Source organism: Mucilaginibacter sp. McL0603 (assembly GCF_049992945.1).
Lineage (GTDB): Bacteria > Bacteroidota > Bacteroidia > Sphingobacteriales > Sphingobacteriaceae > Mucilaginibacter.
The window spans coordinates 1,081,439-1,094,991 of record NZ_CP188251.1; the positions used below are offsets into that span (position 1 = coordinate 1,081,439).

The 13,553-nt window shown below is 40.8% G+C and carries 10 protein-coding genes; 5 read left to right on the plus strand and 5 right to left on the minus strand.

Going from position 1 to position 13,553, the window contains the following annotated elements; translation table 11 throughout:
- Window positions 1-56: 56 nt before the first annotated feature.
- The 4 genes from ACPPVU_RS05030 to ACPPVU_RS05045 form a co-directional block, all read right to left on the minus strand.
- Window positions 57-3,473 carry a methylmalonyl-CoA mutase family protein gene (locus ACPPVU_RS05030; RefSeq protein ID WP_426670603.1) on the minus strand — a complete coding sequence of 1,139 codons (3,417 nt, stop codon included), beginning with the start codon at window positions 3,471-3,473 and terminating at the stop codon, window positions 57-59.
- A 200-nt stretch (window positions 3,474-3,673) separates the two neighbouring features.
- The gene (locus ACPPVU_RS05035) at window positions 3,674-4,021 is read right to left on the minus strand and encodes a hypothetical protein (protein WP_426670604.1); all 348 of its coding nucleotides are present in this window, start codon (window positions 4,019-4,021) and stop codon (window positions 3,674-3,676) included.
- 156 nt (window positions 4,022-4,177) lie between these two features.
- Entirely contained in the window at window positions 4,178-4,447 is a 270-nt protein-coding gene (locus ACPPVU_RS05040) for a hypothetical protein (RefSeq protein ID WP_426670605.1), read from the minus strand.
- Window positions 4,448-4,640: 193 nt separating this feature from the next.
- Window positions 4,641-4,799 carry a hypothetical protein gene (locus tag ACPPVU_RS05045; protein WP_426670606.1) on the minus strand — a complete coding sequence of 53 codons (159 nt, stop codon included), beginning with the start codon at window positions 4,797-4,799 and terminating at the stop codon, window positions 4,641-4,643.
- Between the two features lie 345 nt (window positions 4,800-5,144).
- Here ACPPVU_RS05045 and ACPPVU_RS05050 point away from each other — a divergent pair, with 345 nt between their 5' ends.
- From ACPPVU_RS05050 to ACPPVU_RS05070, 5 genes are all read left to right on the plus strand, one after another.
- Window positions 5,145-6,089, plus strand: coding sequence for a TIGR01212 family radical SAM protein (locus ACPPVU_RS05050; RefSeq protein WP_426670607.1), 945 nt, complete (start codon window positions 5,145-5,147; stop codon window positions 6,087-6,089).
- Window positions 6,090-6,170: 81 nt separating this feature from the next.
- The gene (locus ACPPVU_RS05055; RefSeq protein WP_426670608.1) at window positions 6,171-7,373 is read left to right on the plus strand and encodes an acyltransferase family protein; all 1,203 of its coding nucleotides are present in this window, start codon (window positions 6,171-6,173) and stop codon (window positions 7,371-7,373) included.
- Window positions 7,374-7,499: 126 nt separating this feature from the next.
- Window positions 7,500-8,732: an acetylxylan esterase gene (locus ACPPVU_RS05060; RefSeq protein ID WP_426670609.1), complete on the plus strand. Its 1,233-nt coding sequence runs from the start codon at window positions 7,500-7,502 to the stop codon at window positions 8,730-8,732.
- Window positions 8,733-8,735: 3 nt separating this feature from the next.
- A complete protein-coding gene (locus ACPPVU_RS05065; RefSeq protein WP_426670610.1) occupies window positions 8,736-9,584 on the plus strand; it encodes a hypothetical protein in 849 nt (282 codons plus the stop codon).
- Between the two features lie 37 nt (window positions 9,585-9,621).
- The gene (locus ACPPVU_RS05070) at window positions 9,622-11,754 is read left to right on the plus strand and encodes a tetratricopeptide repeat protein (RefSeq protein ID WP_426670611.1); all 2,133 of its coding nucleotides are present in this window, start codon (window positions 9,622-9,624) and stop codon (window positions 11,752-11,754) included.
- Between the two features lie 208 nt (window positions 11,755-11,962).
- Here ACPPVU_RS05070 and ACPPVU_RS05075 read toward each other — a convergent pair whose 3' ends face one another.
- Entirely contained in the window at window positions 11,963-13,462 is a 1,500-nt protein-coding gene (locus tag ACPPVU_RS05075; RefSeq protein ID WP_426669617.1) for an IS1182 family transposase, read from the minus strand.
- Window positions 13,463-13,553: the final 91 nt, after the last annotated feature.

The following is a 13,553-nucleotide window of genomic DNA, read 5'->3' on the forward strand; positions in this document are numbered from 1 at the left end:
AGCCGAAAAATACGAACTTTTTCCTGATCTCTGATCACCAACCACTAATTACTAACCTACATATTCCTTCTATACTGCCCCCCAACCTCATACAAAGCATGGGATATCTGCCCAAGAGAGCAGTACTTGCAGGCTTCCATCAGGCTCTCGAAAATATTTTGCCCGGCTATGGCTTTGGTTTGCAGTTCCTTTAACAAAGCTGGTGCTTTATCCGCATTCCGTTTTTGAAATGCTTCTAATGCCGCTATCTGGAATTGCTTTTCTTCTTCTGTCGCCCTGATTACTTCTGACGGCGTAATTGTAGGGGATCCTTTTTTATTAAGGAAAGTATTTACACCGACGATAGGGTAATCGCCGTTATGTTTCATCGTTTCGTAATACAATGATTCTTCCTGTATCTTGCTGCGCTGATACATGGTTTCCATCGCGCCCAAAACACCACCACGATCATTAATGCGTTTAAATTCTGTTAGCACAGCATCTTCCACCAGGTCGGTCAGCTCCTCAATAATAAATGCACCTTGTAATGGGTTCTCATTTTTAGCCAATCCTAATTCACGATTAATGATCAATTGTATCGCCATCGCCCTGCGAACGGATTCTTCAGTAGGCGTAGTAATCGCCTCGTCATAGGCATTCGTATGCAACGAATTGCAGTTATCATAAATAGCATACAAAGCCTGCAGCGTGGTGCGGATATCATTAAAGTCGATCTCCTGCGCATGCAGTGAGCGGCCACTCGTTTGGATATGATATTTTAATTTCTGTGAACGGTCATTGCCCTTATATTTATTTTTGATAGCCTTGGCCCAAAGCCTGCGCGCTACTCTGCCTATCACCGAATATTCAGGGTCGATACCATTTGAAAAGAAGAACGACAGATTTGGCGCGAAATCATCAATATTCATCCCCCGGCTCAAATAATACTCCACATAAGTAAAGCCGTTTGATAGGGTAAAGGCCAGTTGCGTAATGGGATTAGCCCCGGCTTCAGCAATATGGTACCCAGAAATAGATACCGAGTAAAAATTCCTTACTTTTTCATTAATAAAATACTGTTGAATATCGCCCATCATACGCAGGGCAAACTCTGTGGAGAAGATACAGGTATTTTGCGCCTGGTCTTCCTTTAAAATATCAGCCTGCACTGTGCCACGAACGTTAGCTATACCGAATGCTTTGATCTTTGCATATACATCCGGTGGTAAAACCTGGTCGCCGGTTAAGCCCAACAACATTAGGCCCAAGCCATTATTTCCCTTTGGCAACTTGCCAACATAATGCGGACGGGCTAACCCATTATCATCATACAACTCCTTAAACTTCGCCTCCACCAAATGCTCCAATTTATGCTCATGGATATATTTCTCACATTGCTGATCGATCACCGCATTCATGAAATAACCCAGCAGCATAGGCGCAGGGCCGTTGATAGTCATAGATACCGAAGTGGATGGATTACACAGGTCAAAACCAGAGTACAGTTTTTTAGCATCATCCAAAGTAGCAATGCTCACCCCGGAGTTACCGATCTTACCATAAATATCCGGACGGATATGCGGGTCTTCACCATAAAGCGTAACCGAATCAAAAGCAGTTGATAAACGGTGCGCAGGCTGACCAAGCGACACATAATGAAAACGTTTGTTTGTGCGCTCTGGCCCACCCTCGCCAGCAAACATACGGGTTGGATCTTCGCCCTCACGTTTGATTGGGAATACCCCGGCAGTGTAAGGGAATTCACCCGGCACATTTTCGGTCAGCAACCAGCGAAGAATATCACCCCAGGCTTCATAACGTGGCAATGAAATTTTAGGCACTTTCAATTGTGAAAGCGAAGTATAATAAAGCGGCTGACGAATCTCCTTGTCCCGGACTTTATAAATAAAATCATCAGCCTTATATTTTTTTACCGTTTCCGGCCATTCATTCAATAAACGTTTGCATTCAGGATGTAGATGACTTTCCAGGTGTTTGTAAACAGCTTCTAATCCATCTTTTAAATCCTCTCCTTTGGAGATGGTTTGGGTGAGGCTCATCGTGCCCCTCACCTGGAACATCTGCTGCGCTATCTTACACTGTTCATCCACCCACTCGCTATAATCCTGGCTGCTCTCCGCAATTTCAGCCAAATAACGCGTGCGATCTGGCGGTATAATATATATCTTTTCCGATTCGCCCCAATGCAGTGTGGCAACGTCGTATTTCTTCCCAATAAAATCTACCCCGGTTTTAGCTTTAATGGCACGCATCAAAGCTTCGAACAAATTGTTCATCCCCGGATCATTAAACTGCGAGGCCATTGTGCCATAAACAGGCAGATCTTCGTCTTTTGCCTCAAATAGGTGATGGTTCCGTTTATATTGCTTGCGCACATCACGGATAGCATCCAATGCCCCCCGCTTATCAAACTTATTTAATGCTACTATATCGGCAAAATCCAGCATGTCTATCTTTTCCAATTGCGTAGCAGCCCCAAACTCGGGCGTCATCACATACATAGAAAGATCGCAGTAATCGGTAATCATCGTATCTGACTGGCCAATGCCTGAAGTTTCCACAATGATCAGATCAAACCCTGCCGCTTTGCAGATATCAATAGATTCCTGCACATATTTAGACAGCGCCAAATTAGCCTGCCTCGTAGCCAGCGAACGCATATACACCCGCGGACTATTAATAGAATTCATCCGGATACGGTCGCCTAATAAAGCGCCACCGGTTTTGCGTTTAGATGGGTCGACAGAAATAATGGCCAGCGTTTTATCTGTCTCCATCAAAAACCGCCGAACAATCTCATCCACCAAAGATGATTTACCGGCACCGCCTGTACCTGTGATACCTAATACCGGGGCCTCACCTAAATCCTCTCCAAAGGAGAGGACTTTACTTTTATCACTCTTAACTCCCTCTCCTTTGGAGAGGGCCGGGGTGAGGCTTAATCCATTATTCTCCGCCATTGTGATCAGCGATGCAATAGCCTTCGGATCCTTTTCCGGCAGATGTTTCAACTCACCATTCAGTTTCATCACTGTCTTGAAATCACATTTCTGCAACATATCATTGATCATCCCTTGCAAACCCATTGTGCGGCCATCATCAGGAGAATAAATCCGTGCTATACCATAAGCTTGTAATTCTTCAATTTCTTTAGGCAGGATTACCCCGCCACCACCACCGAAAATTTTAATATGCCCTGCGCCGCGTTCCTTCAACAGATCGTACATGTATTTAAAATATTCCACATGGCCGCCCTGGTACGATGTAAGTGCTATACCCTGCACATCTTCTTGTATAGCACAATTCACAACTTCGTCCACAGATCGGTTATGCCCGAGGTGGATCACCTCCGCGCCGGATGATTGCAAAATGCGGCGCATTATATTAATAGTAGCATCGTGCCCGTCAAACAGCGAAGCGGCGGTTACAAAACGAATTTTATTTTTGGAATGGTAGGGCGCAATGATTTCCATTTGCAGTGTTTATAATACTACAAAGCTAAACAAAATACTGTGAAGCTATGCGTGCATAATATCGATGTGCAGATGTGCGGATATGCAGATGTGCAAATGTTGAGCGAATAAGCAATGGGATTATCGGGGTAAGTAATTGAACAATTACAATCTGCGAAATCTGGAAAATCATTTAAATCAGTGGTTCTGACAAAAAAAGACTAAAATGTTTCGCCTGGTGGCAATTTGGATATTTCTGTTGTTTTCGGGAGTTTAAATACCCTGTCGCCATCGGCTTTTGTAACGATAATCCAAAAATCCTTTATCAGTAGCAGGTCACTAACTGGTTTAATATCAATTACTGCTTGTACAGTAGTGTAGGCTAAATTATAGATGAAGGTAGTTGTTAAGGCCGATAAACAATCATATTCGTCGGCAGGCAGGTCACGCCATGTACCGTGACAATTAATGGCCCTATAAAACAAGGCGTCATGCATTTCCTGATATAGCAACTCGTAATCACCGTCATCAGGATTTTGTAATTCAACCCTTGTTGTGAAATTTTCCATCGCTTTAAAATGAGAATTAAACAAAGAGTAAAGTAGTGTTAATTATTCATACTTCAATTAGTTTTATTTTAGGGGTTTGGCTAACCCGGCAACAAAAAACGGGAACCGGGCATTAAACCCGGCCCCCGTTCCGGAAAATCTGCGAGAGATAGCCTTTTATTCCTTCTTCTTACTGGTTTTCTTTTCCTCAGTAGTTTTTACCGTGGTTTTAGTAACCGTATCTATTTTTTTAGTCGTATCGCCGCTTATCATTTTTGAACTGTCTTTTTTAGAAGTATCAGGCTCTACGGTCGAGTCGATCTTAGTTACCGAACTCGAATCCGCTTTTAAAGAATCGGCACTGCCTCCTGATTTATTGCCTTTACATGCCGCAAGTGATAATGACATTGCCAGGGCTATTAGCTGAAGTTTAAAATAATTTTTCATAGCATTGATTGCTAATATGTTATAATAAGATATAACTCTTTGGGCATAGAAATGTTTTGTGTTAGATCGATAAATAAAGAGTCGCCAAGCTAATTACATTGTACAAAAAACGGGATCTGTTTCAAATACAGGTCCCGTTTTTCGGATCTATGATCCGTGCTGATATGCAGCATCTCTGCTGTAATTGGCCATACTATCTATGGCTTTTCGAATTCTGGCTGTTTTGTTGCCTGTTTTGGTTGTCCCTGGTATTACCCTTTGAACGATTGTCACTGTTTGATGAAGATGATGATCCCATCTTTCTTGTGCTTTCATTTTCCCTGGTATTTCCAGGATTTTTCGTGGTAGGCATAATGAGAATTTTAAAAGGTTAACATTTTGGTTAATTGCCACAATCGGTGTAAAAACCATACCCAAAGGCAATTTGTTAAAACTGAGATTTTGGATGGAAAAATAAGATATTGAAATATAGTTAATTAATAATTAATTAAATTAACATGTAAATAGCGGCTCGATTTTTATTATTGTACAACTGTGTATACAGATGGGAACACCTGCTTAAGCATACAAATCCTGAAATCTTATAAATCATGGTTCAGACAACAACATCTTTCAAACAATCAGAGTGATCATAAAACCGTATCTTTGCCCCCATCGGTGAAATCATAATTATATCGGTGTAATCAAAAAACAATCAGTGGAATCAGCGCTACAACAGGGGATTAAGGGATATAACAATTACGGAGCATGGCTGCGCGAAAAATATAAAGGTCAGCGTGTATTCAAAGTAATTGTGGATGGCGGGTTCACTTGCCCCAATCGCGATGGGTCAAAAGGTTATGGCGGCTGCACTTATTGCAATGTCGATTCATTTACGCCTTCGGTATCCCGCAATAACCCTTCCGTTCGTGAACAGGTGATACAAGGTGTTGAGCGTGCCCGTAAAGGCAATAAAGCTGATAAATTCATCATCTATTTTCAACCCAATACCAATTCCTACGCCCCGACGCATTACTTAAAAATGCTGTACGATGAAGCATTGAGCTATCATACCGAAGATATCGTTGGTCTATCTGTCGGTACACGCCCGGATTGTATCGATGCAGAGAAGATTGCCCTGCTTGAAAGCTATACCGACCGTTTTGATGTAGACCTGGAAATGGGTATGGAATCCATTTACAATGATACCCTGTCGCAAATAAATCGTGGCTGTAGCCATGAAGATCTACTAAAAGCGCTAAAACTGGTTGAGAATAGCAAGCTGGATATCTGTGTGCATACCATATTCGGTTTCCCCTGGGAAACTAAGGAAATGATGCTGCGTTATGCCGATGAGATCAACCGCTTTCAGCAGATCAAATTTGTAAAATTCCATCACCTGCATATAGTAGAAGGCTCCGTAATGGGTGTAAAATATAAACGCGAGCCTTTTAAATTGTTCAGTCTCCCCGAGTATACCGACTTTTTATGCGAGCTGTTACCCCTTGTTCGCCCTGACGTAGTGATCCAGCGTTTGTTCGGTCTATCAGACATGGAATTATTGATCGCACCCAACTGGGGATTGAAAAAATCTGAGATTCAACATTATATCGATAAGGCGATTGAAGACAGGGGAATTATCCAGGGTTCTGCCTTTATATAAATTCGGTAATATTGCTTTAATTAGCATCTTATCAAAACTTTGCGGTGAAGAACATCGTTAAACGCCTATAAATAATACGTTTTGTCACGAATAGACCTGAAAAACTATATTCCGGCCTTAACAGGTGTACGCGCATTCGCTGCATACCTTGTATTTATTTCTCATTACGCTGATGTTTTTGACGGTGCTATGCCGCATACTTTTCAGCGATTTTTTAATGAATTTCATATCGGGGTAACTATCTTCTTCGTGCTTTCGGGTTTCCTCATCGCTTTCAGATATTTTAATAGTTTTCAATTGACCGGTGATTGGTTTAAACAATATCTCAAAAATCGTGTGGCGCGTATTTACCCTATGTATTTTTTGCTAACGGCAGGTGCGTTTATCTATTATTTTTTTACCCGTGACCCAGTTATAGTAAGGAACTTTCCGAGTGCAATTGGCCTGTTTTTTATGCATATCACGTTTGTGCGCGGCTTCTTCTATGATCTGAATTTTACCGGTATAGGGCCGGGATGGTCGCTCACTGTAGAAGAATGTTTTTATTTCTCTGCACCTATCGTATTCTTTATTGCCAAAAAGTATAATAAATTCTACCTGCAAATATTCGCAATTACGGGTTTTGGAGTGCTAATGGTGCTTATATTTCGTAATGTAAACTGGTATGGTTTCTTCGGCAATTTTACATTTATGATGCTGTATACTTACTTCGGGCGCTGCTTTGAATTTTTTGTAGGGATCCAGCTGGCTCTGTTTGTTCGTAAAAATGGACTGGAGCGTACCAATAAGATAAGATATACCTACATCGGTTTTATTGCCATTTTTGTCTGCGTGGCTATTATGTCAAAGCTGGCTATCCCGAGAGGCTGGTCAGCAGGTTTGCACAATCCTTTTGGCATCATTACCAATAACTATTTATTGCCAATATGCATCGCCACATTTTTTTATGGGTTGATTACCGAAGGCAGCAACCTGAAGAAAATATTGGCCAGCCCCTTTGTGGAGTTGCTTGGTAAAAGCTCCTATATATTTTATCTGATACATTTGGGCTATATGTATAATATGATGCATCATACATTTAACTGGCTAAATGACCAGGCATTTTCAATATATGATAAATGGGGGGTCGAATGGCATTCGCCGTTTGAATATGATAGTTTGAACCTCTTGTATGCATTTATCGTATTAAACTGCATTTCAATATTATTGTTCAAGTTTATAGAGGAACCTTTGAACCATTATATTCGTAAATCAAATTTTCTGATCAATAAACCAACAACTTAATTGCCCATACTGTACTTTAGAAACCTCATTAAAAACAAAATATTGATAGTGAAATTAAGTAAACTTTTAATTGTTGCTTGCGGGCTAATCGTCTTAATAACTTGTCAAAGGGCTGTTGCAAATGTTTTGAAGACCAAACCGGAAGGCGATGTTAGCACTGAATTAAAGATCCGCGACAATGAGGGCATTTTTAACGGGCCGGCTTCCTTCACTTTTTCTGTAAAAAACCCATTGGCTAACGATCAGAAGGGCAAGATATCGTACCTGTTGACCGACGAAAATGGAGATAAGGTTAGAGCAAAAACCATTACTGTAAAAATCGGGAAGAACAGTTCGGCAAGCTATAATTTTATTATTACTAGCCTGAAAACCGGTTTCTACAAGCTTAATCTAATGATCAATGTTTCTGATTATGATGATACCACGCGACGTGTATTTGGTATCAGGCCAAAAGAAATACAATCAGATCACCCTAAGCCTGCTGATTTTGACCAGTTCTGGCAAAAAGCAAAGGACGAACTTGCTAAAGTGAAACCCGATTTCAAGGTTACACCGATGCCAAAAATGAATACGGAGAATCGCGACGTGTATGAAATACAGATGCGATCACTAGGGAACTACATGATCAGGGGGTATATGACCCTGCCAAAAACGAAAAATAAGAAGAGAAAATTTTCGGTATTGCTTGGTCTGCCGGGTTATCAGGTCGATCTTGAGCCTATGGTAGGTCTGGATGATGATTTGGCCATTATAACCCTGAATACCCGCGGACAGGGGACAAGTCGGGGAGAGATTGATACCCGCAGGGACGAATTTATATCATACCATATTGAGAATAAAGAGAAGTATGTGATGCGCGGCGTAATTATGGATTGTATCCGTTGTGTCGACTTTATTTATAGCCAGCCAAACTTACAGCACGATAATATCCTGGCAACGGGCGGCAGTATGGGCGGTTACCTGGCTTTAGCTGTTGCCAGCCTGGATAAAAGGGTAAACCTCTGCTCTGCACAAAATCCCATTTTATGCGATGTACGCGGCCTTATGGGCGAGGTAGACTGGCCCATAAGCAGTATTAAAAAATACGTGGCTACCCAGCCCTGTCTTACAATGAATAAGGTATTAGATAACCTGGATTATTTTGATGGGAAAAATTTCGCTTCAAATGTTACCTGCCCAACTATTATGGGTATAGGGCTGCTTGATCCTTTTGCGCCACCTAATAACGAGTTTGCAACTTACAACCTTATACCCGGTAAAAAACGTATTATGGTATTTAAGGATCTGGGGCACGAGATAAGCGAGAAATATAAGGAACTGGAAGGACGATGGATGCGTGATGCGTTTGCATTATTTTAAAATATGGTAACAAAATTTACAAAAACACAAATTAAACCATTACTTATAGCGATTCTGATCCTGATCGCGGCACGCAGCCGCAGTTATGCGGATGGGTTCCCGCTTAGGCCACATAGTTTGTTGCTTTCTCCATCAGTAAGTTATTTTTATGCCAATAAAGGATGGGATTCAGTAAGGCATTTAACGCCATTCCCTAATAATGGTCATTTTTCATCACTTACTTATCAATTATATGCAGAGTATGGCCTTAGCAGGCGTTTTACTTTAGTGGCGTTGTTGCCCTACTCCATGAATACCTATCAGCAAGATGGTTACAAAAGTACAGCAAGTGGCCTTACTGATGTGGAAACGGGCATAAGATATTATATTGCCAACATAGATTATCGGTTCTATTTTATGGTGCAGGGTACACTTATTACACCGCTGTATAATAATCCCAATTTAGGATATGGTGAAACGGGTGCTGAACTTAGGTTCTCATTTGCGGGCAGGGGACATGTATTTGACAAAAACTGCTTTTTCTCGATCGAGAATGGCTTTAGGCAGTACTTTGGCAGTACCGGGCCATTCCAGGATAGATATAACGGTACATTTGGGTTAACGATTGACAAAAAATTTCAGAATCAGTTATCTATATCGGTAGGCGGATTTTATTCGATAAGTGATTTTAAAACATTCTCACCAAGCCCGGTTGTCGGCAAAGACTTTGACTTCAACCAGGTTTCACTAAGCTACGGACATTCATTCAACAGGCAATTCTCTATATTTTTAACCGGTGGTAAATTTATAAACGGACGCAATACCGGCGACGGTACAAGCGCGTCCATATCAGTAGTCCTAAAACCATTTTAAATGTATTTTATATAGATTGTTACCTTATCAGAAGAAAATGAAAAGATTATTACTAGTTGGATTATTCCTATTGCCTTTTTACTGCTTTGCCCAAACGGCGGATAGTTTTATACAAAGCGGCAATGACAAAGCAAATCACAAAGATTACAAGGGAGCTATAGCCGACTTTACAAAGGCTATTCAGTTGAATGGTAAAGTTGCCAATGCTTATTTTTACCGGGCCAATGCCAATGCAAATATGGGCGATAACAAATCTGCTATCGTCGATTTTACTAAGACAGTTGAGCTTGACCCCTCAAATGTAAATGCGTATTTCTATCGCGGCAATGCCAACAATGCAATCAAAGAATACAAGAGCGCAATTGCCGATTTCGACAAATCCATATCAATGGACCCGAATAATGCAGATATGTACCATTACCGGGCTAACGCAAAATCTAATATTGGGGACTACGCAGGTTCTGAAACAGACTTTGATAAAGCGATACAGCTCAAACCAAATGATCCTGAGTTATATGAATACCGGGGTGTTGTAAGAGCCAACCTGAACCGTAACAAAGAGGCCATAGCCGATTACGATGTGGCAGTTAAGCTTGATCCAAAAAATTCTGACCTGATCTATTACAGGGCCAATTCAAAAGGAAATATAGGGGATAATAGAGGTGCTATAGAGGATTTTACAATGGCTCTCAGCCTGAACCCGAAAAATATCTACGCCATTTTTTATCGCGCAAATGCAGAAAGCAATATTGGCGATTATAAAGCAGCAATTGTTGATTACAAAAAAACGATAGAGCTCAACCCGAAAATGCCGAATGTATACAAGTACCTGGCAAACGCGTTGGGTAATGATTCGGACAACCAGGCCGCTCTTGACTATTTTGGCAACCAGATAAAGCGTGATCCTAAAAATGCTGAACTATATCTGTATAATGGGTTAGTTAAAAGCAATATGAATAATAAAAAGGGTGCGATGGCCGATTTTGATAAATCTATTTCGCTCAACCCTAAAAGTTCAGATGCATACCAGCTACGGGGTGATGCAAAATTAGGCCTTAAACATTATAGCGGTGCAAAACAGGATGCCGACTCTTCTTTGGTTCTTGATTCAAAAAACAGTTATGCCTACATCACTCGTGCCCGTGCTTATGCAGCAATGAATGATACAGCAAAAGCCGAAGCCGATCTGGAAACGTCTATCGGCCTTAATCCCAGGAATGATTATGCTTACGCTGTTCGCGGCGACCTTAAGTACAGTCACAAAGATTATACAGGTGCTATGGCTGATTATGATAAAATGATAGAATACGGTTCCGGAAATGTAGAGAACTATTACAGGCGTATCAACGGAAGGATCAAAACCAGCGACATAAAGGGAGCAAAACAGGATTTTCAAAGGATAATGGAGCTCAATCCGCAGGATGATAACTTAAACGTACGCTTGGGTAAGACACTGATCAACGGGAAACTTTTTGATCAGGCAGTAGTGTTTTTTGATAAGCTGATCAAAAAGAATCCTCAGCATGCCGGTTATTTTGTTCAGCGTGGTATTGCTAAGCAGAACCTCGGTAATATAAATGAAGCCATATCGGATTATAACATCGCATTGCAGGTGGATACCAGTTCAGGTGAGGCTTATTATAATCGTGCTCTTGCCAAATCTGTATTGGGTGATTACAAAGGTGCGTATGGAGACGTTTATAAAGCGATCATTATCAATAAGGATGACGATGGGGCTTTCTTTGCAAGAGGAAAGTTAAGAGCAGCACAACAGAATTACAAACGCGCAATAGATGATTATAATAGCGCATTGTATATCAACATAGCCAATCCAAAGGTGTTTGCTTATCGTGCATTGGCCGAAAGCTATTTACCCGATGGCCTGGATAAAATGAATGCCGACTTTAATGAGGCCATAAAACGTGATCCCAGGAATGAGGATATTTATAACCTGCGCGGGCAGGCCAAGCTGCATTTAAAGGATTTAAAAGGTGCTATTGATGATTTCACCATGGGTATAAGTATAAACCCTGAAGACCCGGTTCCTTATTTGAATCGCGGCCTTGCAAAGCTAAACTCCGACAAAGCCGGTGCTTGTGCTGATTTTAACAAATCATTGGAATTAGGATCAAAAACAGCAAAAGTAGCTATAGATGCTTATTGTCATTAATTAGCTGGCTAGGAACAAGGAAAATCGCTTTTAAAAGTTTATCGCTGAATTTTTTGGCTAAAGCCCCTTTTGTTTTATTATACTTTCCGCCCCATAAATGGGACGGCAATGAATTTTTGTACTTTGCTTTCACCAGTTCATTGCCGTTTGGCTTTAGTGGCTGTTGCACGACCACCGTTCCACAACTTTTTTAATAAAGTGAGCCTAATTAGAAGTTGATTACCGGATGTTTAGTAAAGATGTCAAATAATCGAGATAAGTAATTATTATCACTTAAAATTAGCTTGTCTGCTTTTGATATGACTTTATTTAGCAATTTTGAAGCCTTGTTCAATTCTTGTAAATCGCTCTTGATTGTGCGTGGCTTATATTTCAGTAGTTTCTTAAGATTATAAGCGGTTGCGGCTATGTTTAAGCATTTATTTGCCTGATCAAGGCCTTTTGAATTCACCTTTTTTATACCCAGATAATTAACAAGTGTACCAATTACCGGTTCAACCGTACTTTGTCTTTTTTTCATCAGCCGGGCAGCTTTTTTGGTTTGCATCCGCAGATGCATCTGGTCATAATAGGGCTTATCAATGGTTGTTTTTATAGCCATATACTTTTTATCGCCTATGCAAATATTTTTAAACGGGCATCCCTGGCAATGTTTCCCGGCAATGACATAACGCTTGTCGTTCTCACTAATCCCGCTAAAGGTTAATGCTTTCCCATTTCTGCATTCATAATAATCATCTTCCGAATGATAGATAAATCCCTCACGTTCAAATTTAAATCTACCAGTGTTAGGTATGTACGCGGTGATACCTATTGCTTGTAATGTTTTTAATGCAGTTCCACTGCTGTAGTTGGTATCAGCTATCACTTCCTGTATCGCAATATCATTCTCTTTCAAATTGCTTGTCAAATAGGTAAGTACAGCTGGCAGGCATTGGCTATCTCGCTTATCAGCTAAAAATACCTTCGCACAAGTGATCATATGAGAAGCTGTATCTACACTTACCTGGCCAAGATAATTCAGAGCCGTTGGCTTACCCGGCTTGACAGACATCTTTGCATCAGGGTCTGACGGGCTATAATGGGTATCATTACCGGGGTTGCTTTCAAGCTTTAGACCTTTATCATCACAGCCTTGTTTTTCTTTAAGCTTTAGAACAGGACTTTCTTTATCTTCATCCTCATTGGCTTTTAGTTCCCGGCCAAAAGTTGTTGCATCTTCCAGTATTTCCTTTTCAACCATGCTGTCCAGTGATGCATTCGCCTTAATAAAGAAACCGTCAACAGCCTGTCTTCTGCCGGATATCATTCCTTTATCAATACATTGCTTCAATACACGTTTAAATACCGCTGTAAATACATGTTCACCATATAATTGCCTGGTTCTGCTTACGGTGCTGTGCCATGGCAGTTCTTCACCCAGATCATAGCCAATGAAATAAAGTATATCCATCCGAAGACGAGAGGCTGAGATAATGCGGCGGTCGCTGTTCAGGTTCTCCAAATAACCTACCAGCATCAGTTTCATAAATACAACCGGATCGATGCTTTTCTGGCCCTCTGTTCCATAATATTCTGCTGTCAACGGATAAATAAACCTAAGGTCCAGTTGTTCTTTTAATCGCCTGTAAAAATTATCAGCAGGCACATAGTCTGATAATTGAAAGTTTACAAAGAGTTTTTCCTGATATGTCTTTTTGCCTTGCATGATACAAAATACTAATAATCAGATATTTAAACAAATCAAGTTTTCAACATCTTAGTCGTGCAACAGCCACTTTAGCCAACGGCTAAGCGGA

What these genes read in the sequence shown, in the direction of transcription:
- ACPPVU_RS05030 (WP_426670603.1), bottom strand. Translation starts at nt 3,473, where the DNA reads ATGGAAATCATTGCGCCCTACCATTCCAAAAATAAAATTCGTTTTGTA.
- ACPPVU_RS05035 (WP_426670604.1), bottom strand. Translation starts at nt 4,021, where the DNA reads ATGGAAAATTTCACAACAAGGGTTGAATTACAAAATCCTGATGACGGT.
- ACPPVU_RS05040 (WP_426670605.1), bottom strand. Translation starts at nt 4,447, where the DNA reads ATGAAAAATTATTTTAAACTTCAGCTAATAGCCCTGGCAATGTCATTA.
- ACPPVU_RS05045 (WP_426670606.1), bottom strand. Translation starts at nt 4,799, where the DNA reads ATGCCTACCACGAAAAATCCTGGAAATACCAGGGAAAATGAAAGCACA.
- ACPPVU_RS05065 (WP_426670610.1), top strand. Translation starts at nt 8,736, where the DNA reads ATGGTAACAAAATTTACAAAAACACAAATTAAACCATTACTTATAGCG.
- ACPPVU_RS05070 (WP_426670611.1), top strand. Translation starts at nt 9,622, where the DNA reads ATGAAAAGATTATTACTAGTTGGATTATTCCTATTGCCTTTTTACTGC.
- ACPPVU_RS05075 (WP_426669617.1), bottom strand. Translation starts at nt 13,462, where the DNA reads ATGCAAGGCAAAAAGACATATCAGGAAAAACTCTTTGTAAACTTTCAA.